The 23,815-nt window shown below is 67.4% G+C and carries 20 protein-coding genes and 1 tRNA gene; 13 read left to right on the top strand and 8 right to left on the bottom strand.

What is annotated here, in order from left to right; all coding sequences use genetic code 11:
* The first annotated feature begins 5 nt into the window (after positions 1-5).
* The 4 genes from R5O87_RS17770 (at position 6) to R5O87_RS17755 (ending at position 5,321) form a co-directional block, all read left to right on the top strand.
* A complete protein-coding gene (locus R5O87_RS17770; protein WP_410557224.1) occupies positions 6-1,349 on the top strand; it encodes an ABC transporter substrate-binding protein in 1,344 nt (447 codons plus the stop codon).
* A 133-nt stretch (positions 1,350-1,482) separates the two neighbouring features.
* Complete coding sequence (locus R5O87_RS17765) at positions 1,483-3,669, top strand: alpha-galactosidase (RefSeq protein WP_410557223.1); 2,187 nt, start codon at positions 1,483-1,485, stop codon at positions 3,667-3,669.
* Positions 3,670-3,804: 135 nt separating this feature from the next.
* Complete coding sequence (gene aroQ, locus R5O87_RS17760) at positions 3,805-4,281, top strand: type II 3-dehydroquinate dehydratase (RefSeq protein ID WP_377948473.1); 477 nt, start codon at positions 3,805-3,807, stop codon at positions 4,279-4,281.
* A 2-nt stretch (positions 4,282-4,283) separates the two neighbouring features.
* Complete coding sequence (locus R5O87_RS17755) at positions 4,284-5,321, top strand: DUF2332 domain-containing protein (RefSeq protein WP_410557222.1); 1,038 nt, start codon at positions 4,284-4,286, stop codon at positions 5,319-5,321.
* A 61-nt stretch (positions 5,322-5,382) separates the two neighbouring features.
* Here R5O87_RS17755 and R5O87_RS17750 read toward each other — a convergent pair whose 3' ends face one another.
* Complete coding sequence (locus R5O87_RS17750) at positions 5,383-6,567, bottom strand: MarP family serine protease (protein WP_410557221.1); 1,185 nt, start codon at positions 6,565-6,567, stop codon at positions 5,383-5,385.
* A gap of 192 nt (positions 6,568-6,759) precedes the next feature.
* Between R5O87_RS17750 and R5O87_RS17745 the strand changes: the two genes are divergently transcribed.
* Positions 6,760-7,437: a Crp/Fnr family transcriptional regulator gene (locus R5O87_RS17745; protein ID WP_003797871.1), complete on the top strand. Its 678-nt coding sequence runs from the start codon at positions 6,760-6,762 to the stop codon at positions 7,435-7,437.
* A 91-nt stretch (positions 7,438-7,528) separates the two neighbouring features.
* Here the strand turns inward: R5O87_RS17745 and R5O87_RS17740 are convergent, their stop codons facing one another.
* From R5O87_RS17740 to R5O87_RS17730, 3 genes are read right to left on the bottom strand one after another with little or no spacing between them, the layout of a single operon-like run.
* Positions 7,529-8,440, bottom strand: a complete 912-nt coding sequence (locus tag R5O87_RS17740) for an NUDIX hydrolase (protein ID WP_410557220.1) — start codon at positions 8,438-8,440, stop codon at positions 7,529-7,531.
* A 16-nt stretch (positions 8,441-8,456) separates the two neighbouring features.
* A complete protein-coding gene (locus R5O87_RS17735; protein WP_378001071.1) occupies positions 8,457-8,990 on the bottom strand; it encodes a RidA family protein in 534 nt (177 codons plus the stop codon).
* Position 8,991: 1 nt separating this feature from the next.
* On the bottom strand, positions 8,992-9,147 hold the full coding sequence (locus R5O87_RS17730; RefSeq protein WP_003797879.1) for a DUF4177 domain-containing protein: 156 nt from the start codon (positions 9,145-9,147) through the stop codon (positions 8,992-8,994).
* A 37-nt stretch (positions 9,148-9,184) separates the two neighbouring features.
* Here R5O87_RS17730 and R5O87_RS17725 point away from each other — a divergent pair, with 37 nt between their 5' ends.
* The 5 genes from R5O87_RS17725 to R5O87_RS17705 all read left to right on the top strand — a co-directional run bounded on the left by R5O87_RS17725 (position 9,185) and on the right by R5O87_RS17705 (position 16,432).
* Positions 9,185-11,527, top strand: coding sequence for a transglycosylase domain-containing protein (locus R5O87_RS17725; protein WP_410557219.1), 2,343 nt, complete (start codon positions 9,185-9,187; stop codon positions 11,525-11,527).
* A 2-nt stretch (positions 11,528-11,529) separates the two neighbouring features.
* On the top strand, positions 11,530-12,477 hold the full coding sequence (locus R5O87_RS17720) for a metallophosphoesterase (protein WP_410557218.1): 948 nt from the start codon (positions 11,530-11,532) through the stop codon (positions 12,475-12,477).
* 120 nt (positions 12,478-12,597) lie between these two features.
* Complete coding sequence (locus R5O87_RS17715) at positions 12,598-14,418, top strand: ABC transporter ATP-binding protein (RefSeq protein WP_410557217.1); 1,821 nt, start codon at positions 12,598-12,600, stop codon at positions 14,416-14,418.
* Positions 14,415-16,259 (top strand): ABC transporter ATP-binding protein, encoded by a 1,845-nt coding sequence (locus tag R5O87_RS17710; RefSeq protein ID WP_410557216.1) that lies wholly within the window; start codon positions 14,415-14,417, stop codon positions 16,257-16,259. The genes R5O87_RS17715 and R5O87_RS17710 overlap by 4 nt, the downstream gene beginning before the upstream one ends.
* A gap of 96 nt (positions 16,260-16,355) precedes the next feature.
* Positions 16,356-16,432, top strand: a tRNA-Pro gene (locus R5O87_RS17705).
* A gap of 142 nt (positions 16,433-16,574) precedes the next feature.
* On the opposite strand, the gene R5O87_RS17700 is transcribed toward R5O87_RS17705, so the two are convergent.
* Both R5O87_RS17700 and R5O87_RS17695 read right to left on the bottom strand, forming a co-directional pair.
* The gene (locus R5O87_RS17700) at positions 16,575-16,937 is read right to left on the bottom strand and encodes a hypothetical protein (protein ID WP_410557215.1); all 363 of its coding nucleotides are present in this window, start codon (positions 16,935-16,937) and stop codon (positions 16,575-16,577) included.
* Positions 16,938-17,037: 100 nt separating this feature from the next.
* Positions 17,038-17,271 (bottom strand): hypothetical protein, encoded by a 234-nt coding sequence (locus R5O87_RS17695; RefSeq protein ID WP_102971609.1) that lies wholly within the window; start codon positions 17,269-17,271, stop codon positions 17,038-17,040.
* 133 nt (positions 17,272-17,404) lie between these two features.
* Between R5O87_RS17695 and R5O87_RS17690 the strand changes: the two genes are divergently transcribed.
* Entirely contained in the window at positions 17,405-18,667 is a 1,263-nt protein-coding gene (locus R5O87_RS17690) for a helix-turn-helix domain-containing protein (protein WP_003797893.1), read from the top strand.
* A 100-nt stretch (positions 18,668-18,767) separates the two neighbouring features.
* On the opposite strand, the gene R5O87_RS17685 is transcribed toward R5O87_RS17690, so the two are convergent.
* Together R5O87_RS17685 and purD are read right to left on the bottom strand one after the other, a co-directional pair.
* A complete protein-coding gene (locus R5O87_RS17685) occupies positions 18,768-19,706 on the bottom strand; it encodes a phosphoribosylaminoimidazolesuccinocarboxamide synthase (RefSeq protein ID WP_410557214.1) in 939 nt (312 codons plus the stop codon).
* Between the two features lie 2 nt (positions 19,707-19,708).
* Positions 19,709-21,040 carry a phosphoribosylamine--glycine ligase gene (gene purD / locus R5O87_RS17680; protein ID WP_410557274.1) on the bottom strand — a complete coding sequence of 444 codons (1,332 nt, stop codon included), beginning with the start codon at positions 21,038-21,040 and terminating at the stop codon, positions 19,709-19,711.
* A 139-nt stretch (positions 21,041-21,179) separates the two neighbouring features.
* Here purD and R5O87_RS17675 point away from each other — a divergent pair, with 139 nt between their 5' ends.
* On the top strand, positions 21,180-22,757 hold the full coding sequence (locus R5O87_RS17675) for a molybdopterin-dependent oxidoreductase (RefSeq protein ID WP_410557213.1): 1,578 nt from the start codon (positions 21,180-21,182) through the stop codon (positions 22,755-22,757).
* A 24-nt stretch (positions 22,758-22,781) separates the two neighbouring features.
* On the top strand, positions 22,782-23,798 hold the full coding sequence (locus tag R5O87_RS17670; protein ID WP_410557212.1) for an asparaginase: 1,017 nt from the start codon (positions 22,782-22,784) through the stop codon (positions 23,796-23,798).
* The last annotated feature ends 17 nt before the right edge of the window (positions 23,799-23,815 follow it).

Here is a 23,815-nt window from a genome sequence, read left to right as displayed (position 1 = left end):
CCATCATGAAGAAAACCATCGGCGCCGTCGCTGCCGCCGCAGCCATCGCCCTGTCCCTCTCCGCCTGTGGAGGCGGTTCCTCCGCCAGTTCGTCCGAGGCGAAGGGCGAAATCAACTACTGGCTGTGGGACGCCAACCAGCTCCCGGCCTACCAGCAGTGCGCCGCGGACTTCACCAAGGCCAACCCGGACATCAAGGTCAAGATCACCCAGCGCGGCTGGGACGACTACTGGACCACGCTGACCAACGCCTTCGTGGCCGGGACCGCGCCGGACGTCTTCGCCGACCACCTGTCCAAGTACCCCGAATTGGCCGCGAAGAAGCAGCTGCTCCCCCTGGATGACGCGGTCAAGAAGGACGGCGTGAAGCTGGACGGCTACAACGAGGGCCTGGCGGACCTCTGGGTGGGCCAGGACGGGAAGCGCTACGGCCTGCCCAAGGACTGGGACACCGTGGCCATGTTCTACAACAAGAAGCTCGTCAAGGACGCCGGCTACACCGAGGAACAGCTGGGCAACCTCGACTGGAACCCGCAGGACGGCGGCAGCTACGAGAAGGCCATCGCCCACCTGACCGTGGACAAGAACGGCAAGCGCGGCGACGAGCCCGGCTTCGACAAGAACAACGTGGCCGTCTACGGACTCGGCCTGGAATCCTCCGGTTCGGGCCAGGGCCAGACCCAGTGGAGCTTCCTCTCCGCCACCACCGGCTGGACCCACACGGACAAGAACCCATGGGGCACCAAGTTCAACTACGACGACCCCAAGTTCCAGGACACCATCAAGTGGTGGGCGGGGCTGGCCGATAAGGGCTACATGCCCAAGCTCGAAACCACCGTCGGCGCCAGCGTTGCGGACGCCTTCGGCGCAGGCAAGGCAGCCATCAACACCAACGGCTCCTGGATGATCGGCCAGTACACCAGCTACAAGGGCGTCGAAACCGGCATCGCCCCCACCCCCAAGGGACCGAACGGCAAGCGCGCCAGCATGTTCAACGGCCTGGCGGACTCCATCTTTGCCGGCACGAAGTACCCGGCGGCCTCGGCCAAGTGGGTCGAGTACCTCGCATCCTCCGCCTGCCAGGACGTCGTCGCTTCCAAGGCTGTGGTCTTCCCTGCCCTCAAGACCTCCTCGGACAAGGCCGCTGCCGCGTTCAAGGCCAAGGGCATCGACGTCTCGGCATTCACGCAGCACGTCAAGGACGGCACCACCTTCCTCTTCCCCATCGCTGACAAGGCCGCGAAGGTGGACGGCATCATGAAGCCGGCCATGGACGCCGTCTTGTCCGGCAAGAAGGACGCCGGCAGCCTCACCGACGCCAACGGCCAGGTCAACTCCCTCTTCAAGTAGTGGCCCAACTGGGCGAGAATCAAAGTCCAGGCATCCACACAGCACCATCCCTGCGGGGCCGGAACAGCGCACACCGCGCCCGGCCCCGCAGCACCCCACATACCTATCTGCTTTTCACGAAAGAGACTTACCTATGGATCCCCTGCACCTCCGTTCCACCGGCACCAGCCTGGTGATCAGCTTCAACAGCGGGGAAGCCGAGGTCATCCACTGGGGTGCCGACCTTGGCGGTGAGCTCCCGGACCTTTCCATCCTCACGCCGGCCATCCCCAACTCCGCGGTCGACGTCACCGTCCCGGCCGGGCTGCTCCCGCAGGCGTCCTCCAGCTGGCGCGGCCGGCCGGCCCTGCGCGGCCACCGGCTTGCCGACGGCGTCTCCGGACTCGACTTCTCCGTTCGCCTGCGCACCGTGCGCGCCACCGTCAACGGCAGCTCCGCCGCCGTCGTCCAGCAGGATGCCGACGCCGGCATCACGGTCGAATCCACGCTCACCCTCCACGACGGCGGCCTGCTGGAACTGCAGCACACCGTCACGAACACCGGAACCACGCCGTTCCAGCTCGACGAACTGGCCGCTGTCCTCCCGGTGTCTCCCGACGCCGTCGAACTTCTGGACCTGACCGGGCGCTGGTGCCGGGAACGGCACCCGCAGCGCCGCCCCATCCAGCAGGGCACCTGGGTGCGCAGCGGCCGGCACGGCCGCACCGGGCACGACTCCTCGCTGCTGTTCGCGGCCGGCACCGCCGGTTTCGGCAACCGCCACGGCCGGGTCTGGGCCACGCACCTGGCCTGGAGCGGCAACCACGAACAGTTCGCGGACACGCTCGCCGACGGGCGCACCGTGATCGGCGGCTCCGAGCTGCTGGGTCCGGCCGAGGTCATTCTTGAGCCCGGCGCACGCTACGCCACGCCCAAGCTCTTCGCCGCATATTCGGACCGCGGCCTGGACGGCATCAGCGAGGCGTTTTACAGCTGGTTCCGTGCGCGCCCGCACCATGTTCTCCCGGCTGCCGGCGGCGGCAAGCCGCGCCCCGTGGTGCTCAACACCTGGGAGGCCGTCTACTTCGACCACAACCTGGACACCCTGGTCGAACTCGCTGACTCGGCCGCCGACCTCGGGGTGGAGCGCTTCGTCCTCGACGACGGCTGGTTCCGCGGCCGCCGCGATGACACTGCCGGCCTGGGCGACTGGTTCGTCGACGAGACACTGTGGCCGGACGGGCTGACGCCGCTCATCGAGGCCGTCACGACCCGGGGGATGGAGTTCGGCCTGTGGGTGGAACCCGAGATGATCAACCTCAACTCGGACGTCGCCCGGGCGCACCCGGACTGGATCGTGGGGCCGGCCGCCGCCTCGCACAAGGACGGCGGACGGCTGCCGCTGGCCTGGCGCAACCAGCACGTCATCGACCTCGTGAACCCGGAGGCCTGGCAGTACGTCTTCGGCCGGATCGACGCGCTCCTGCGCGAAAACAACATCAGCTACCTCAAGTGGGACCAGAACCGGGACCTCACCGAGCACGGGCACGCCGGGCGTTCCTCCGTCCACGAGCAGACCCTCGCCGCCTACCGCCTGTTCGAGGAGCTCCGGAAGGCCCATCCCGGCGTCGAAATTGAAAGCTGCTCCTCGGGCGGGGCCCGCGTGGACCTCGGCATCCTGGACCGCACCGACCGCCTCTGGGCTTCGGACTGCAACGACGCCCTGGAGCGGCAGACCATCCAGCGGTGGACCGGCGTCGTGGTTCCGCCCGAACTGGTGGGCGGGCACATCGGCCCCACCACCTCGCACACCACCGCCCGCACCCACGACCTGTCCTTCCGTGCCATCACCGCGCTATTCGGCCACTTCGGCATGGAATGGGACGTACGGGAGGTGCAGGGCGGGCAGCGCGAGGAGCTCAAGCGCTTCATCGCGCTGTACAAGGAGCACCGGGGGTTGATCCACAGCGGCCGGATGGTCCGGGCCGACGTCCCCGACGATTCGCTGATGCTCCACGGTGTGGTGGCCGATGCTGCCAGTTCCGTTGTTTCGGGTTCGACGGCGGCACTGTTCGCCCTGGTGAGCACGCGCACCTCGTTCGCCGAGCTGCTGGGGCGGGTGGCCCTGCCCGGGCTGGACCCGGCACGCCGCTACCGGGTGGAGGCCATCTTCCCGGCCCCGGCGGACGCCGACTATGGCCACACCTTCACCCAGATCCAGCCGCCGGCCTGGCTAGGTTCGGGGGCGGAAGCCAGCGGACGGTTCCTGGCCGAGGTCGGGCTGCCGATGCCCAACATCAACCCGGAGCACGCCCTGGTGCTGAAGGTCACGGCGCTCTAGAAACCCGTACTCGAGCCCCGCACCGCCGGCCTTCCCGCCGGCGGTGCGGGCGCGGCGTTTCCGTAACGGCCGTGTTTCCGTAATGAAGGTCCCGCCCTCGAAAGACCGGCAGGCCGACGCGATAGATTGGCAGTCATGACTGAAGCCCCCTCTGCCACCGAAGCCGGCCGCGGCACCATCCTGGTCCTGAACGGCCCCAACCTGAACCTCCTCGGCACCCGCGAGCCGGAAAAGTACGGCACGGCCACCCTGGCCGACGTCGAACAGCTCGCCAAGGACGCCGCCGCCGCCCGCGGACTCGACGTCGAGTGCTTCCAGTCCAACCACGAGGGCGCCCTGGTGGACGCCATCCACGCCGCGCGCGGCAAGGCCATCGGCATCGTGCTGAACGCCGGCGCCTACACCCACACCTCGGTGGCCATCCGCGACGCCATCTCCGCGGTGCAGCTCCCCGCCGTGGAAGTCCACATCACCAACGTGCACGCCCGCGAGGAATTCCGGCACCACTCCTACCTCTCGGACATCAGCAAGGCCGTCATCGCCGGCGCCGGGATCCTGGGCTACCGGTTCGCCGTGGAGTACCTCGCCGACCTGAATGCCGGCAAGGCCTGACCATGCCGGCGGCGGGGTCCGCTGCCGGATCCGGCACCGCAGAGTGGTACCGGCACTTCGGCACGGTTGATGCCCCCGGTTCCTCGCCCTGCTACGCCGACTGGTCGCTGCACGTCGCCGACGATCCCGGGCTGATTGCGCGGATCGACGAGTGGCCGTACAACAAGCGCCAGCCCCTGCTGATGCTCGCCGCCGCCCGGTTCCTGGGCGCCCAAGTCTCCCCGTACCCCGAGTTCCGGACATTCCTGGACGAGCACTGGGACGCGGTCTCCCGCACCGTCCTGTCCCGCGCCACCCAGACCAACGAGGTGGGCCGGTGCGCCACCCTGCTTCCCTCGCTCGCGGCCATCGCGGCCGCCGAGGGCAGGCCGCTCGCTTTGATCGAGGTGGGCGCCTCCGCTGGGCTTGCCCTGTTCCCGGACCGCTACAGCTACGAGTACGACGACGGCTCGTCAGTTGCGCGCTTGGGTCCCGTCCCGTTCGGCGAACTGCCGGAACCTCCCGTCCTGCGCTGCCGGACAGCCGGCCCGGTTCCCCTGCCCGACAGCTTGCCTGAAGTGGTGTGGCGGGCCGGAATCGACCTGAATCCGCTGGATGTGCGGAATCCCGACGACGTCGCCTGGCTTGAGGCGCTGATCTGGCCCGAGCAGGAGTTCCGCCGCGAGCGGCTGCGCCGGGCGATCGCCGTTGCGCGTGAAGATCCGCCTTTACTGGTGGCCGGCGACCTGAACGAGCAGCTGCCCGCACTGGCCGGCCAGGCGCCGGCCGACGCCGCGCTGGTAGTGTTCCACAGCGCCGTAATGGGTTACCTCAGCGCCGACGGGCGGGCCAGATTCCGGACAGCCATGCAGGCGCTGGCACAGGACCGGGGTTGCCACTGGCTGTCCAACGAGGGCGAGACGGTGATCATCCAGCAGGACGGCTCGGCGGTTGTCCCGGAGATGGACCCCAGCCGCCTTCGCGGGAACTTCCTGCTGCTGCACAACGGCGGGCCGGTGGCCATCACCGGCCCGCACGGCCAGAGCCTGGACTGGCTGTAACCGGCTGAACCTGGTGCCGGCTGCCCTTACAGCCGGATGCCCCCCTTATTGCTGGATGCCCTTATTGCTGGATGCACTGCCCGGACGACACGGGGCTGGACAGGCCCGGCGCCTCTGCAGCCACCGGCCGGAGGTCGATCATCGGAATCGCGAAGCCCAGGGCCGCATTGGACGTTGTCTTGGCGAAGATGACACCCGCCACCTCACCGTTGGTGGTAAGCAGCGGACCGCCCGAGTTGCCGGGCTGGACGTCGCCGGCAAGCTTGTACACCTCGTCGGGAACGGGGTTGTTGCCATAGATGTCCGGCACCAGCACGGTTGAAATGCCCTGCACGGTGGCCGGTTTGGACTGATAGGGGCCGCCGTGCGGGTAGCCGGCAAAGGCGGCGGAGGTTCCTGCGGGCAGGTCGGAGCTCAGCGGCAGTGCCGCGGTGGGCAGGCCATCCACGGCCAGGACGGCGAGGTCGCGCTTGCTGTCGAAATACACCACCCTGCCGGGCATGGCGCCACCGCCGGGGACTTCCACCACCGGTTGCGAGACACCTGCCACAACGTGCGCGTTGGTCACCACGCGTCCGGGCGATACAACAAAGCCTGTTCCGGTCTGGTTCTGCCCGCACTGGAACGCGGTCCCGGCAATCTTCAGGACCGAACCTGCTGCCCTGTTCAGCGCCGGGGTGTCCGTGCTGGCGTTCGGAACCGTAACCTGCTGGTCCTGTCCGATGCCCTCGATGAGCGTCGGGATGCCGTCGCCGATAACCGCCGAACGCAGCTGCGCCATCGCGGATTTGACCGGGTTGGGCGTCAGCCCGTCTATGAAACGGATCACCTTGGACTCGGCCAGTTGCTGCGACACGAATGGCACGCCAAGGGAGCTGATACTGAAGGCCAGCATGGACATGACCAGCGCGGACACGACCAGGTTTACGCCGCCGCCGATGAGCCTGTCCACAGCCCGAAGCGGCTGCATGCGCACTGCGCTGCGGATGCTGCGCCCGATCATGGTGCCGAGCGCGTTGCCCAGGACCACCAGCAGGACGGCGGTGCCGATGATGGCGGTCAGGCGCCAACCGCTGTCCTCCACGAAGTCGCTGACCAGCGGAACGGAGAGGAAAGCGGCCACGGCGCCGGCCGCGAAGCCGGCAAGGCCGCCGACAGTCACCAGGAAGCCGTTGCGCAGGCCGTAGATCAGATAGGACAAAAGCGTGAGAATCAACGCAAGGTCCAGAACGGTCAGGCCAAACACCGGGTCTCCTCAAAAGCAGCTAAGCCCCGATTCTACTGGCGAAGTCTGACAGTTTGCCGTGGATCGGCGGAGCCTACGCTGGTCTCGCGGCGTCTTTTAGGGCGTTTCAGCTGCCAAGTACGTCACAGAACGTTGAAAATTCTGAAACAATGGCACAAGCGCCCCAGACGACACTTTTACTCAGGAGAATTCATGGACATCGAGGTATTGCGCCGCGCACCCCTTTTCGCCACGCTGGACGACGACGCGTTCCGCCTGCTGACGGACGAACTGACCGAGGTCGACCTGTCCCGCGGCGCATCCGTCTTCCGCGAAGGCGACCAGGGTGACCAGCTCTACTTCATCGTCTCCGGCAAGGTAAAGCTCGGCCGCACCTCCCCCGACGGCCGCGAATCCCTGCTGGCCATCCTCGGCCCGGGCGAGCTCTTCGGCGAGATGGCCCTCTTCGACCCCAGCCCCCGCACCGCCACGGCCACCGCCGTCTCGGAAACCCGCCTGGCCGGGCTCAAGAACGAGAGCCTGAACTCCCTGCTGCGGACCCGCCCCGAGGTCTCCGCCCAGCTCCTGCAGGCACTGGCCCGCCGCCTCCGCCGCACCAACGATTCCCTCTCCGACCTGGTCTTCTCCGACGTGCCCGGCCGCGTGGCCAAGGCCCTCCTGGACCTCGCCGACCGCTTCGGCCGTCCCGCCACTGACGGCGTTCTCGTCGCCCACGAACTCACCCAGGAGGAACTGGCCCAGCTGGTCGGTGCCTCCCGCGAAACCGTCAACAAGGCACTCGCCGAGTTCGTCCAGCGCGGCTGGCTGCGCCTCGAGGCACGCGCCGTCGTGATCCTGGACATGCAGCGCCTCCGCCAGCGCTCCCGCTAACTCAGCCGCAAACAGTTCGAGGACACACAAAAGGTCTGGGGACACGCACATTCGCGTGTCCCCAGACCTTTTGCGTGTCCGGTGGACTTTCCTACCGTTCGCGCTGGGGCTCTCCGGCTACTGTTTTGGCTGCTTCGACTTCGAGCATGAGCGTTCCGTTTTCGTCGACGAGCCGGGGCTGGTAGACGTGCGGCGTGCGCTTGTAGCTGAGGTAGGCGATGCAGCCGTTGGCCTTGGCCATCTTCTCGAGCATGATTTCCGAGCCGGGAACCATGAGCTGGCCGAGGGTGAGGCCGACGGTGTTGTCCTGGCCGACCTCGTCGCCGAGGACAGTCGTGTCGCGTTCGGCGATGACCTTGGTGGCGCACACCCACCGGCCCCAGACGCCCTTGCTCTCCAGGATGGAGGGCTGCTGGTTCATGGGGACGGTGGCCGCGAAGTACCGGGTATTGAAGCGCCGGTGCGCGAAGTCCGGGCTGAGCCAGTTCACGAGCGGCTTGAGCAGGTCGGTGCGGAGGGAGAGGCCGCGCTTGGCCAGTTCCTCGGTGAACGATTTTTCCTGCGACGCCACCGCTTCCCGGGCCTTCATCCACTCGGCTGTGGACGTGGCCTCCACAGTGGAGGACAGATCCGGGCCCGCCAGCAGCACGCCGGTCTCCTCGAACAGTTCGCGGACCGCGCCCACCACGTGGCGGCGGGCGAGCCCGACGTCGTCCGTACCCATCTGCTCAGCCCAGTGCTGGGGTGAGGGGCCCAGCCAGCCGACGGCGTCGTCGTCGGACGCGTCCAGGGAACCGCCCGGGAAGGCGACGACGCCCAGCGGCGACTCCCCCGGACGGTAACCGAGCCAGGTTTCCAGGCCCGTGGGCGAATCCCGGAGGAGTACCACGGAGGAGGCGAAACGGGGCTTGCGGGGAGTCCGCTCGCCGTGTTCGAGCCAGCTTCTTGCCGCCCCTTCAAGGTCGGGAGGAAGAACAAAGAGCCGGCGTGCTAGGTGGGGCAAAGGAACCTACTGCTCCCTAACTGAATTCGGCGATCAGTTCGACTTCCACGGGAGAGTCGAGCGGCAGGACTGAAACGCCGACGGCGGAACGGGCGTGCTGGCCAGCGTCACCGAAGACGCGGCCCAGGAGCTCGGACGCGCCGTTGATGACGCCGGGCTGGCCGGTAAAGGAAGGATCGGAGGAGACAAAGCCCACCACCTTGACGATGCGCGTGATGCGGTCGAGGTCGCCGATGACGCTCTTCACGGCGGCCAGGGCGTTCACGGCACAGACGGCGGCGTATGCCTTCGCGTCTTCCGGCGACACAGTCGGCTCGTCCGAGGTTCCCTCGGTGCCGGCGGACACCTTGCCCGTAGCTTCGAGTTTGCCGTTAATAAACGGCAGCTGCCCGGAAGTGTAAACGTGGTTGCCGGAGACGACGGCCGGCACGTATGCGGCGACCGGCGCGGCAACTTCCGGGAGGGTCAGTCCCAGCTCGGCGAGACGCTGCTCGACGGCGGACGAAGGCGCCAGATCAGCGCTGGAAGCGGTTTCCTGGGGGGTGGTCATGCTACTGCTTCTCCCTCTTAAGGTAGGCGACAAGGCCGTTGCCGTCGGGTCCGGGGACTACCTGAACAAGCTCCCAGCCGTCGTCTCCCCACTGGTCCAGAATCTGCTTCGTGGCGTGGATGATGAGCGGAATCGTGGCGTACTCCCATTTGGTCATGAAATAAAGCCTAATCGTTGCCGGTAAACTGGAGAACATGGCGACTCGTAAGAACCCCATATTCGACACGGCCACCACCCTCGGAAAAATTTTTGGCTTCCTTGGCGTGAGCGCTATTTGTGGCGTCCTCGTGGCCGGCCTGCTGGTTCCTGCAGCCGCCGTTTCGGGCAGCACAGCCAGCGGCTCGATCGAATTCTTTGACACCCTTCCCGCTGAACTCCAGGTGGACCCGCCCAGCCAGTCCACCAAGGTCCTGGCCGCGGACGGGAGCGTGATCGCCAACCTTTACGCGGAGAACCGCACCCGCGTCCCGCTGGACCAGATCTCCCCGTTCATGAAGGACGCGGTGATCTCCATTGAGGACAGCCGCTTCTACGAGCACGGCGGCGTGGACACCACCGGCATCCTCCGCGCCCTGGTCGCCACGGCACGCGGCAACAAGCAGGGTGCCTCCACCATCACGCAGCAGTACGTCAACAACGTCCTCAACGCCAACCTTGAAGCGGAGGGCAACTCCGACGAGGTCAAGCTCAACGGCGTTAACAAGGGCGTCGGCGACAAACTCCGCGAAATGAAGCTCGCGATCGCCCTGGAGAAGAAATTCACCAAGGAGCAGATCCTTGAGGGCTACCTGAACATCGTCTTCTTCAACCGTGACGCCTACGGTATTGAGGCCGCCTCCAAGTTCTTCTTCAGCACCACCGCGAAGGACCTGACGCTCCCCCAGGCTGCGCTGCTCGCCGGCCTCGTGAACAGCCCGTCGGCCTTCGACCCGATCACCAACCCGGACAACGCCAAGAAGCGCCGGGACCTGGTGCTGAGTGCCATGCTCAACCACAACAAGATCACCAAAGCGCAGTACACCGCCGCCGTGGCAACCCCGGTCAAGCCGAAGGTGACCCCGGCTCGGCAGGGCTGCGCCTACTCGCCCACTGCCCCGTACTTCTGTGACTACGTCCTGCACCTCCTGCTGAACAACCCGGCGTACGGTGCGGATGCCACCGAACGCGAGAAGAAGGTGTTCCGCGGCGGCCTGACCATCAAGACCACCCTTGATCCGAAGGCGCAGAAGGTTGCCCAGGACCAGGTGAACGCCGCCGCCGGCTCGAACCCGGACAAGTGGGGCGCCGCGCTGGTGTCCGTTGAACCGGGCACGGGCAAGATCACCAACATGGCCCAGAACACCTCATGGTTTGCGGGCAAGGGCAAGTTCGACTCGCAGATCAACTTCAGCGTCGACCAGTACGACGACCAGGGCAACGACCTGAACGGCCTGGGTGGCGCACAGCCCGGCTCCACCATGAAGCCGTTCACGTTTGCGGAGTGGCTGAACGAAGGCAAGTCGATGAACACCATCGTTAATGCCGCCCAGCGCCGGTACCCGCAGGACTTCCCCTGGCAGAACACCTGCCCCACCCCCACGGTGGGCTGGTATGACAGCACCAACGGCACGGAGGACCTGCAGAACGCCGAAGAGGGCTACTACCGGAACATGACGGTGCTCGACGGTCTGAAGAACTCCATCAACACCGCAACGTTCGCCTCGGCCTCGCAGGTTGACCTGTGCGGCATCCAGAAGGTTGTGGACGCCGTCGGGCTGCACGGCGGCCTGCCGATCCGTGACAAGGACACCAACGCGATCGTCGACGCGAATCCGAGCATCACCATGACCACCCTTGGCAACCTGCTCGGCTCCACGCAGACCGCTCCGCTGACCATGGCCAGCGCCTTTGCCACGTTCGCGAACGACGGCAAGTACTGCGCCCCGATCGCCATCACCTCGGTGACCGACCAGACCGGTGCACAGCTGCCGGCCCAGTCCCCGGCCTGCCGGGACGCCCTCAAGCCCGAGGTGGCGCGCGGCGTGAACTATGCCCTGCAGAAGGTGCTGAACGAGGGGTCAGGCTCCCTGATTCAGCCGCGGATCTCCACGCAGACCAACTTCCCGATCGCGGCCAAGACCGGTACGTCCAACAACAACGGCTCCACCTGGGTTGTCGGCCACACCATGGGCCTCGCGACGGCTGCCTGGTTTGGTGACGCACTCGGTTCCCAGGGCCGGGCGGGCCAGAACGTGACGGTCAACGGCAAGTTCTACACCGGCATCGACGGCTACATGATCGCCGGGCCGATGTTCTCCAATTTCATGTCGCAGATCGCCCCGGGCTACGGCACGGAAGCCTTCCCGGAACCGCCGTCGAACCTGCTTTACGGCACGCCGCAGTTCGAGCCCACCGTACCCAACAACCCGTCCCAGGGCGGCAACACCGGCGGAGACACCGGTGGGAACAATGGCGGAAACACGGGCGGCAGCACCGGGGGCACCGGCAACAGCAGTAACGGAAGTGGAAATGGCAACCGCCCCAAGGGGAACGGCTGACCGTGGCTGACCTTTCACGCGTGGCAAGCCGCGTCCGTGGCATCGGGCGCGGCTTTGCCGTCACCGCAGGCGCCGGGACCGCGGCCGCCCTCGCCGCCACGGCCTACGGGCTGTGGGAGAAGAACCAGTTCGTGCTCCGCGAGGAGACCGTTCCGATCCTTCCGGCTGGCCAGGCTCCGTTCCGGATCCTGCACCTGAGCGACATCCACTTCGTTCCGGGCCAGAAGGCCAAGGCGGAGTGGCTGCAGTCGCTGGCAGCGCTTCGGCCGGATCTGGTGGTGAATACGGGTGACAACCTCAGCCACCCCAAGGCCGTGGACCCGCTCCTCCACGCGCTGGCGCCGCTCATGGAGTTTCCGGGTGTGTTTGTTCCGGGCTCCAATGACTACTACGCGCCCAAGCTGAAGAACCCCGCCGCCTACCTGATGGGCCCTTCCAAGGCGGCACCGGACCGGCAGGAACTCGACTGGCCGCGCCTGCGCTCCGGCTTCGGCATGAACGGCTGGATCGACCTGACCAACCGGCACCAGTCCGTGGTCCTGAACGGCATGCGGTTCGATTTCTCAGGAGTGGATGATCCGCACCTCAACCGCGAACGGTACGCCGGCTGGCCGCGCGGCACCAGGGGCCAGAACGCCAAGGACCACCTGCGCGTCGCGGTCATTCACGCCCCGTACCAGCGGGTCCTGGACCACTTCACCGAGGACGGCGCGGACCTGCTCCTGGCCGGCCACACGCACGGGGGCCAGCTCTGCATCCCGGGGTACGGCGCCCTCGTCGCCAACTGCGACATCCCCACCTGGCGGGCCAAGGGCCTCCACGACTGGAGCAGCAATGGAAGCACGACGCCGGTCAACGTCTCGGGCGGGATCGGCACCTCGCGCTTTGCACCGGTCCGCATCGCCTGCAAGCCCGAGGCCGTTCTGCTGACGCTCACCCCGCGCGCCTGACCGCCGGCCCGCTGTCTCCCGGCGGGCTGTTGGTCCTCCGGCGACAGGTCACCTGTGAAGCGTGCCGGCCATGGCATAGGGTAGTTGCTACGGGAAACTACATCAGTTCGAGAAGCGGGCATGGCCAAGCAGAGTTCATTTTTTCGATCCGTCAGCCGTCTCTATCCGCATGTGAAGCCGGTCCTGCCGCGGCTGATCATGGGCCTGCTGTCCGCGCTCCTGGCCAGCGTGGTTGCCCTGGCCATTCCGCAGGTGCTGCGCGTCCTCGTCAACGATTCCCTCCGGCCGGGGGCCACCGCCGGAGCCGTCTGGAGCTCGGCCGGCCTTATCCTGGCCCTGGGCGTCGCCGAAGCGGTGCTGGTAGCACTGCGGCGCACCTTCGTGATCAACCCGGCCACCACCGTGGAGACCCGGATGCGGGTCTCGCTTTACGGCCACCTGCAGGACCTCCCGGTCGCCTTCCACGACCGCTGGGGCTCGGGCCAGCTGCTCTCCCGGGCCATGACGGACCTCAACTTCATCCGGCGCTGGATGGCGTTCGGGGCCATCATGCTGGTGGTGACCACCCTGACCGTGGTGATCGGCGTCGTCGTCATGTTCACCATGAGCTGGCAGCTGGCCCTGATTTTCCTCGCCGCCGCCGGCCCCGTGATGGTGTACGGCTTCCGGTTCCGGACCCGCTTCAGCAAGGTTGCCCGGCGCAGCCAGGACCAGGCGGGCGACCTCGCCACCACCGTTGAGGAGTCCGTCCACGGCATCCGCGTCCTGAAGGCCTTCGGACGCAGCCGCGAAGCACTGGAAACCTTCAACGGCCAGGCCGAGGAACTGCGTCAGACGGAGATCGCCAAGGCCCGGCACCAGGCAGTCTTCAGCATGGTGGTGACGCTCCTGCCCGAACTGGCCCTGGGCGCAGGCCTGGTCACGGGCATTCTGCTCGCCGCCAGCGGCCAGCTCAGCATCGGCTCCCTTGTGGCGTTCTTCGCCACCGCCGCGGTCATCGCCGCGCCCGTGGAGTTCTCGGGCATGCTGCTGGCCATGGCGCTGACGGCAAAGACGGCGCTGGACCGGCACTTCGAGGTCATGGACTCCCAAAACACCATCACCGGCGGGGCGGCGGAACCCCGCCGCCCCGCCGACGTCCAGGGCGCCCTCAGCTTCAACAACGTCACGTTCGCCTTCGACGATGCCCCGGACAAACCGGTCCTGAAGGACATCAGGCTGGACATCTGTCCGGGCGAAACCATGGCGCTGGTGGGCGTCACCGGCAGCGGCAAGAGCGCCATGCTGCAGCTCGTGCCCCGGCTCTACGATGTCACGTCTGGTTGCATTGAGATCGACGGCGTGGACCTGCGGGAGTTCAGCGTCGAGGAGCTGCGCACCCTCGTGTCCGTGGCCTTCGAGGACACCACCCTGTTCTCGAGCTCGGTGCGCGACAACGTGCTGCTCGGCGTCCAGTCCGGGGACACGGACACCCGGGAGAAGATCCTGGAGGAGGCCCTGGACACGGCGCAGGCGCACTTCGCCTATTCGCTGCCCGAGGGGCTGGACACCCTGATCGGCGAGGAGGGCCTGAGCCTGTCCGGCGGCCAGCGCCAGCGCCTCGCCCTGGCGCGGGCCATCGCGGCCCGGCCCTCCGTGCTGGTCCTTGACGATCCCCTGTCCGCCTTGGACGTGAACACGGAGGAGCTCGTGGAAAACCGGCTGCGGGAGGTGCTGGCCGGCACCACCACGCTCATCGTCGCCCACCGGCCGTCGACGGTGGCGCTGGCCGACAGGGTGGCGCTGCTGGAGGACGGCCGCATCACCGCCGTCGGCACCCACACCGAACTGCTGGCCGGAAACAGCCATTACCGTTACGTGATCGCAAGCCTGGAAACGGAACCCCGGGACCTGGACTCTGAGCTGTCCGCCCTCGATGACGCAGAGGAGATCAGCCGATGAGCGCCACAGCCTTCGGAACCGCCAACGAGGACAACGCCAACCTGAGCAAGAGCGACAGCAAGGCAGTCCGACGCCGGTCGCTCGCCTTGCTGGGGTCGCTGATCCGTCCCGTGCGGCTAAGGTTCTGGCTCACCATCGCCACGGTGGTCCTGTCGCAGGCCGCCCGGGTGGCCGGTCCGGCGCTGATCGCGTTCGGCATCGACCACGCGCTGCCCGCCCTCCGGGCCGGCGACAACCTGCCGCTGGTGCTGACCGGCGCCGCCTACCTCATCACGGCACTCGCGGCGGCCGGGCTGACGGCCCTGTACGTGACCTCGACGGCGAAGCTCAGCCAGGCCATGCTGCTGGACCTGCGCCTGCGGGTGTTCCGCCACACCCAGCGGCTCAGCCTCGAGTTCCACGAAAAGTACACCTCGGGCCGGATCATCGCCCGGCAGACCTCGGACCTCGAGGCGCTGCGCGAACTCCTGGACTCGGGTGTCAGCTCGCTCGCCTCCGGGGCGCTGTTCATGGTGTTCACCGCCGTCACCGTCTTCGCCCTCGACTGGCGCAGCGGGCTGGTGGTGCTGGCCGCGGCCGTGCCCATGTTTCTCCTGGCCCGCTGGTACCAGAAGCACTCACAGATCGCGTTCCGGCAGTCCCGGGTGGTCTCGGCCCGGCTCATCGTGCACTTCATCGAGACCATGACCGGCATCCGGGCGGTCAAGGCCTTCCGCAAGGAGCGCGAAAACGCTTCACGCTACGGCGAACTCGCCGAGGACTACCGGCAGGCGACAGTCCGCTCCATCAACCTGAACGGCGTCTTCCAGCCCGGCCTCGTGCTGATCGGCAACGTCTGCGTGGCTGCCGTGCTGCTGTTCGGCGGCTTCCGGGTGCTGACCGGTGACCTCGCCGTGGGCGTGCTGCTCGCCCTGATGCTCTCCACCAAGCGCTTCTTCCAGCCCGTAGACCAGATGGCCATGTTCTACAACTCCTTCCAAAGCGCGCAGGCCGCGCTGGAGAAGGTCTCCGGCCTGCTCGAGGAGGTGCCCACAGTCCGGCCGCCGCGGAACGCCGTGGAGCTCCGGGACGCCCGCGGCGCCGTCGAATTCCGGGACGTCGAGTTCCGCTACGGCAGCGGCCCCCTCGTCATCCCCGCACTGAACCTCACCATTCCGGCAGGCCAGACCGTGGCGCTGGTGGGCCAGACCGGGGCCGGCAAGTCCACGCTGGCCAAGCTGATTGCCCGCTTCTATGACGTGTCCGCCGGGTCGGTGATGCTCGACGGCGTGGACGTCCGGCAGCTGGCCACCGCGGACCTGCGGCGGAACATCGTGATGGTCACCCAGGAGGCCTTCCTGTTCAGCGGCTCCGTGGCGGACAACATCGCCCTGGGCAGGCCAGACGCACCGCGTGAGGAGATCGAGGCGGCCGCGAAGGCCGTGGGCGCGCACGAGTTCATCATGGAGCTCCCCGAGGGGTACGACACCGACGTCAACAAGCGCGGCGGCCGCGTCTCCGCGGGCCAGCGCCAGCTCATCAGCTTCGCGCGTGCGTTCCTCGCCCGGCCCGCGGTGCTGATCCTGGACGAGGCCACGTCCTCGCTGGACATCCCCTCCGAGCGGCTCGTGCAGAGCGGGCTCGCTGGGCTGCTGCGCGGCATGGACGGCAAGGGGCCGGCACGCGGAACCGCCCGCACGGCGCTGATCATCGCGCACCGGCTGTCCACGGTGGAAACGGCAGACCGGGTGCTCGTGGTCCATGACGGGCAGGTGGTGGAGGACGGCACACCGGACGAGCTGATCAGTGGCCAAGGCCGCTTCGCACGGCTGCACAGCGCTTGGAAGGACTCGCTGGTCTGAGCCGGCTGGTCCAAGCCGGCGGCCTTCCCGGACCTCGATTTCACATGTTGGCCAAGTATCGGATATCCTTGTTCAGTTGCTTTCGCAGCAACGGATCGGGATGTAGCGCAGCTTGGTAGCGCGCTTCGTTCGGGACGAAGAGGTCGCAGGTTCAAATCCTGTCATCCCGACCATAACGAAAGAGGGTCTCCCCCAGGGGGAGGCCCTCTTTCTGTTTCTTCAGATACGGCTCCCGCCACCCAAGTAGGTAGCAGTTGTGGGGGTTCCCAGGGCTGGGAACGCCCTGAAGTGCTACCTAGTTGGGTGCCTGCGGGTTCAGTTGCCGTTCAGGCTCTGGTGGTTGATGTTCTGGGTCGCCTGCCCGTCACCCAGCAGCGGGACCCTGGGCTGGCGTGATCCGTCGTCCGCCAGGTAGTCGCCGCGGCTGTCGTAGCTTTGGACCTGGTTCAGGTAGCGGTGGCGCAAACGGAGGCCGACGGCGAAAAGCACCACCGACTCCAGCAGCGCCGCAATGCCGATCAACCCCCAGACGAATGTCCCGGCGTCGGCCGTTCCCTGAAACACCTCGACGACGGCGGCACCGGCGGCGGCCGCCACGATCAGCGACGTGCCTGCGATGGTCCAGAGAAAAAAGGCCCGCTGCTGGCCGTCTGCCACTCTCCGCGCTGTCCGTGCCATGGTCCCCACTCCTTAGTTACGGCTGCTGTTTCTGGGAAGAAAAACGGCCCCGGAACATGATGTGCGCATGTTCCGGGACCGTTCTCCTCATGGAAGCTGTTTACATGGGATCGGGCCAGTTGCCAATGGTGGTCTCTGACACCATGGGATCAGGCCAATTGCCGATAGTGGTCGTGTTCACGTCCTTGACGCGCATCGGATCCGGCCAGTTGCCAATGGCAACCGAGGTGCCCGCGTTGTCCGCGATCGAGCCTGCAGACAGAACGGCGGGAGCCGCAGCAGAAAATGCGAGGGCCCCCGCCAAAACGGCAGCGGCTGCTATCTTCTTCAACATGTGAGAGTTCCTCAATACGAGTCGGATTCGTTACCAAGTCAGCACAGTCCTTGTTGACATACATTGTAAAATGTTTTCCACAGAGGGTGTCAAGCATTCTGTACAAAGGCTGTCCGGAATAGGAGGAACCCCAGTGGGTAACGGATTCGGGGAGAAGCTCCGCGCTGAGCGGCTGGAGCGCGGACTGACCCAGGCCGAACTGGGCAAGGATCTCTACTCCCCCAGCTACATTTCCTTGCTGGAGACCGGCCGGCGTGAACCCACCGCCGACGTCATCGAAGAGCTCGCCCGCAGGCTGGAGCTCGCGCCCAAGGCACTGGAAGCGTGGAGCCAGCCCATCTCCGTCAGCGACGCCGAATACGTCCTGGCCGGACTCTACGCCCGGCAGGCCTGGGACCTGCGCGACTACGCCCTCGCGGCCGAGCACGCCGCCAACGCGGCCCGGATCGCCCTCGACGGCAAGAACACCAGCGCCTGGTGGAACATGACCTACATGCAGGCCGAATGCCTCATGAAGCAGGGCCAGCTCAAGGAATGCCAGAAGATCATGGAGCACCTGTCCGAGCATCCGATGGCCACCGAATCCGCCGGCCTCGGGGTCCGGGCGCGCCAGATGCTCGCCGCCCTGTGCCACGGACAGGGCCAGCTGAGCACCGCCGTCGAACATGCCGAGAAGGCCGTGGAGCTGTGCGCGCAGCTGCCCAAGGGCTCCACCCTGATCATCGGCGCGCTGCGGGCGCTGATCGGTGCTTTGGCCGAGAGCGGGCGGCTGGACGAGGCCTGGAAGTACTGCCAGGACATGAACGAGCAAATGGACGAGCACTCAATGTCCCAGCTCGCCGGCGAGGTGGCCTGGGTGATCGGGAACGTCGCCTTCATGCGGCACGACTACCCGGAGGGCATCAAACACCACGAGCGCGCCGCCAAGCTGCTCTCCCCCGCGAACGACATCGAGCTCTGGGCCCGCTTCAACAAGGCGTCGGCCGCCGTCCGCCTCTCCTCCGGAATCGTCGAGCCGGAGACCCTGTCCGCGATTGAACGCGCGGAACTGGCCCTGTCCATCGTGGGCGGCAACAAGACGGACCAGCTGGAGGTGGCGTTCATCCGCGCCCGCTGGCTCTACCTCACCGGCGACATCGTGGCCGCCGTGCAGAAGCTCCGCGACATCCACGCCGAACGCGCGGACCTGGCCCGGCACACGGCCGGCGAGGTCTCGCTGCTCCTGGGCAAGTCACTGAAGGCCGCGGGTGAGGCGGATGAGGCGCTGGTGCACCTGGAGGAGGCGCAGAAGGAGTTCAGCGCGGCCGGTGCGCAGGACCGCGTCCAGCAGGCCCTCGATGCCGTGCTGGAGATCCGGCTCGCCCAGCGCCGCGCCGCAGCTGCCGAAGCCAGCTGACACCGGAGGCCAGCTGACACCGGAGGCCAGCTCACAGCAGTAGCCAAAACAAAAGGCGCCCTCCGAAGAGGGCGCCTTTTGCTTTGAACTTCGCCGGAATCTAGCTGAACGTGCGGCCGGTCAGCTTCTCGTACGCCTCGACGTAGCGGGCGCGGGTACGCTCCACGATGTCCGCCGGAAGGGCCGGCGGCGGTGTGTCGGAGGCCTTGTCCCAGCCGGACTCAGGGGACGTCAGCCAGTCCCGGACAAACTGCTTGTCGTAGGAGGGCTGCGCCTGGCCGGGCTTGTAGGTGGCGGCGTCCCAGAAGCGGGAAGAGTCCGGCGTCAGGACCTCGTCGCCGAGGGTGATGGTGCCGTTGACGACGTCGTAGCCGAACTCCACCTTGGTGTCGGCCAGGATGATGCCGCGTTCACGGGCGATCTCCTCCGCCCTGGTGTAGATGCCCAGCGTCAGCTCGCTCAGGCGCGCGGCGATGTCGTCACCCACTATGGAGACGACGGCGTCGTACGTGATGTTTTCGTCGTGCTCGCCCACCTCGGCCTTGGCGGAGGGAGTGAAGATGGCGTGCTCCAGCCGGGAGCCGTCCACCAGGCCTTCCGGCAGCGGGATCTCGCAGACGGTGCCGGACTGCCGGTACTCCACGAGGCCTGAGCCGGTGAGGTAGCCGCGGGCGATGCATTCCACCGGGAACATGTCCAGCTTCTTGCAGATCATGGCCCGGCCCTCGACCTCGGCCGGGACGCCGTCCTCCACGGTGGACGCCAGGACATGGTGCTCCACGTCCAGCTGGTCGAACCACCAGAGGCTCAGCTGGGTCAGGATCCGTCCCTTGTCCGGGATTTCGCTGCTGAGCACGTGGTCGTAGGCGCTGATGCGGTCGCTCGCCACCACCAGCACGCATTCCTGCCCGAACTGCTCGTTGATGGAGTCGCTGGCCGGGACGTACAGGTCGCGGACCTTGCCCGAGTAGACGTGGTTCCAGCCGGGCAGCTCGATGTGCGGGGTGTCGAGGCCGCGGGGGCCTTCCTGTTCAGCCACTGTCACGCCTTCTCATCCGATGCGGAGCCGGCCTGGGCAGCCGACGGGGCCGCGACGGCGGCCGACACCTTGATCTCACCGCGTGCCGCCTTGCCTGCGATATCCGTGCGGAACTGGGCGCCTTCCAGCTGAACCAGCTCCACGCCGTCGTACGCCCGTTCCCGCGCCTCCACGAGGTCGGATCCCAGCGCCACCACGGCCAGCACGCGGCCGCCGGCGGAGACCACCTTGCCCTCGTCGTCGAGCTTGGTTCCGGCGTGGATCACGTGGACGCCGTCCAGTTCGTCCACCTTCTTGAGCCCGCGGATGCGGTCCCCCGTGCGCGGGGTGTCGGGGTAGTTTTCGGAAGCAACGACGACGGCGACTGCCGTGTCCTTGGACCAACGCAGCTCTTCTGCCTGGTCCAGTTCGCCCTTGGCAGCTGCCAGGAGGAGGGAACCAAGCGGCGTCTTGAGCCGGGCGAGCACCGCCTGGGTTTCGGGATCGCCGAAGCGGACGTTGAATTCGATGACGCGGGTGCCGCGCCTGGTCAGCGCGAGGCCGACGAACAGCACGCCGACGAACGGGGTGCCGCGGCGGGCCATCTCGTCCACGGTCGGCTGGGCGATGCGGTCGATGACCTCCTGGACGAGGCCGTCGGGGGCCCAGTCGAGCGGGGTGTACGCGCCCATGCCGCCGGTGTTGGGGCCTTCGTCGTTGTCATAGATGCGCTTGAAGTCCTGCGCCGGGGACAGTGCCACGGTGTTGCGGCCGTCGCACAGGACGAACACAGAGACCTCGGGGCCGTCCAGGAACTCCTCGATGACGACGGTTCCGCCGGCGTCGAAGCAGCTTTGGGCGTGGGCCAGGGCATCGTTGCGGTCGTTGGTGACCACCACGCCCTTGCCCGCGGCCAGTCCGTCGTCCTTGACCACGTAGGGGGCGCCGAAGGTGTCCAGCGCCGCGGCTGCCTCGTCCGCGTTGGCGGCTACCAGTGCCATGGCGGTGGGAACGCCGGCCTCGGCCATGATCTGCTTGGCGAAAGCCTTGGAGGCCTCGAGCTGGGCGGCAGCCTTGCTGGGGCCGAACACCGGAATGCCAGCCTCGCGCACGGCGTCGGACACACCGGCGGCGAGGGGGGCTTCGGGGCCAACAACGACCAGGTCGACGTCGAGCCGGGTGGCGAGCGCCGCCACTGCGTCCGGATCGTTCCCGTTGATGGCGTGCGTGGGGACGAGCTTGCTGATGCCGGCGTTGCCCGGAGCCGCGTGGACTTCCGAGACGTTGGGGTCGGCAAGGAGGGAGCGGACAATGGCGTGTTCGCGGCCACCGGGGCCAATGACGAGTACCTTCACAGTCTCCAAGGGTACTTTGTGCACCGTGCTGGCTCCTAAGCTGAGGCCCGGCCCTCAGTTGTGAGTGGGCACCAATTGCGGTGCGCCTCAGTTGTGGCCGGCGGACCATCCGGGTGGCCCGCCGCTCCGAACCCATGTCATGAAGAAGCTCATGAGGTGGCTTAGGGGACCGGCCGCACTGGCGGCCCTCGCCGGGGTGGCCGCCGCCGCCGTCGTTCTTTCCGTTGCGGAACTCGTTGGGGCGTTCTTTACGGCCCGCGCCACTCCCCTGATTGCCCTGGGCTCGACCTTCATCGACTTCACGCCGCCGTGGCTGAAGGACTTCGCGATTGCCACGTTCGGCACCAATGACAAGGCAGCGCTCTTCGTGGCGATGGGCCTGACGATTCTGGTGCTGGCGTGCGTGCTGGGCGTGGCGGCGTACCGGCGATGGGCGCTCGGGGCAGCGGGCGTGCTGTTCATGGGCGCGGTGATCGTGGCCAGCGTGGTGACCCGCGCGGGCGTCAGGCCGCTGGATGCCGTGCCGACGCTGGTGGGGACCGCGGCCGGGCTGGTTGTCCTCCGGCTGCTGGTCTCGCGGCTGTGGCGGCTGCGGGCTTTCCCGGATTCTCCGGCCGATGTGGCGGCCAAGGAGCCCGAACGCCCGGCAACGTCCCGGCGCGCCTTCTTCGGGGCCGCCGGGCTCACCGCCGCCGCGGCGGGTATCGCCGCCGCCGGGGGCCGGCTGCTCAGCACAGCGCGCAGCAATGTGGCCCGGGCGCGGGAATCCCTGCGGCTGCCGGCGCCGGCCCGGCCCGCGGCCGCGGTGCCCGCCGGGGTGCAGTCGGCCACGCCCGGCGTGACGCCGTGGCTGACGCCCGGCAATGACTTTTACCGGATCGACACCGCCCTCAGCGTCCCGGAGATCAAGGCCGAGGAATGGGAACTGCGGGTGCACGGGCTCGTGGAGCAGGAGGTCCGGCTCACCTTCCAGGACCTGCTCGACGCCGACCTGGTCGAGTCCCATGTGACCCTCACCTGCGTCTCCAATCCCGTAGGCGGCAACCTCGCCGGCAACGCCAGGTGGCTGGGACTTCCCATCCGCGAAGTGCTCAAGCGGGCCAGGCCCACCGCCGGCGCGGACATGGTCCTCTCCACCTCCATCGACGGGTTCAGCGCCTCCACGCCGCTGGAAGTCCTGCAGGATGACCGCGACGCCATGCTCGCCATCGGCATGAACGGCGAACCGCTGCCGCCGGAGCACGGCTACCCGGTGCGCATGGTGGTGCCGGGACTGTACGGCTTCGTGTCAGCCACCAAGTGGGTGGTGGACCTGGAGGTGACCCGCTTCGCCGACAGCAAGGCCTACTGGACGCAGCGCGGCTGGTCGGAGCGCGGCCCCATCAAGACCATGGCCCGGGTGGAGGTGCCCAAATCCTTCGCCACGGTGCCCGCCGGGAAGGTGGCCATCGGCGGCACGGCGTGGGCACAGACCCGGGGCATCACCAAGGTGGAGGTGCAGATTGACGGCGGCGACTGGGCTGCCGCCGTGCTCTCGGACGAGGCCTCCGTTGACACCTGGCGGCAGTGGTCCTTCACCTGGGACGCCAAGCCCGGCCCGCACTACATCAAGGTGCGCGCCACGGACGGGACCGGGGAAGTACAGACGGAGAAGCGCGCCGATCCTGTGCCCGACGGCGCGTCCGGCTGGCAGTCGGTCATGGTCACGGTTCAGTAGGCGGCCGCACCATAGACTTGGGCCATGGCCCTAAATTCGCACGCCACGTTCACTGTGGATTCCGCTGTCGAACTCGCCGTGGTTGAACGAAGCGGATTCGTGGAGTCCCGCCACATCGGGGCTGCCGTGGTCCTCGCCGCGGACGGCCACGTGGTCACCCAGCTTGGCGACATCTCCACCCCCATCCTGGCCCGGTCCACGCTCAAACCGCTGCAGGCCCTGGCGGCCATGCAGTCCGGCGTTCCCCTGCGCGGCGCCCAGGTGGCCCTCGCCTGCGCCAGCCACACCGGATCGCTCGACCACATGGACGTCGTCGAAGGCATGCTCAAGGCCGCGGGCGTCAAGGAGGACCAGCTGCAGTGCCCCACAGCGTGGCCGCAGGACGAGACGGCACGGACCTGGCTGACCCGGTCCGAGCGGGGCAAGTCCCGGCTGGCCTTCAACTGCTCGGGTAAGCACGCGGCGTTCCTATGGGCCTGCACCGAAAACGGCTGGGACACGCACAGCTACCTTGAGCCCAACCACCCGCTGCAGCAGCGCATCCGCACCGTGATCGAGGAGTACTCCGGCGAGAAGATCGCACACCTTGGCATCGACGGCTGCGGCGCACCGGTGGCGGCCATCTCACTGACCGGCCTGGCCCGCGCCTACTCGCTGCTTGCCAAGGCCCCCTCCGACAAATCCGCCAACGCCCGCGCCGCAACCATCGCCACCTCCATGCTGGACTATCCGTGGGCGGTCCAGGGCAGGGGCGAGGCCAACACGATCGTGATGGAGGAGCTGGACGTCATTGCCAAGATCGGCGCGGAAGGCATCCTGGTCATGGCCACGTCCCAGGGGGTCTCCGTGGCCCTCAAGATGCTCGACGGCAACCTGCGGGCCACCTCGCTGGTCGGCCTGACGCTGCTGGCGGCCTGCGGGGCCGTCGACATCCCGGGCGTGTCCAGCGTGCTCGAGAAGGTGGTGGAGCCGGTCCTCGGCGGCGGCCGTCCCGTCGGCAAGATCCGCCTTGGCCATGCCGTCTCGGCCCTGCTGGATTAACGTACTCATCGCTTTTC

The sequence above is a fragment of the Arthrobacter globiformis genome (genome assembly GCF_046536215.2).
Classification (GTDB): Bacteria; Actinomycetota; Actinomycetes; order Actinomycetales; family Micrococcaceae; genus Arthrobacter; species Arthrobacter globiformis_E.
Note: the sequence above shows the minus strand (reverse complement) of the source record. Positions and strands in the feature narration are given on the sequence as shown.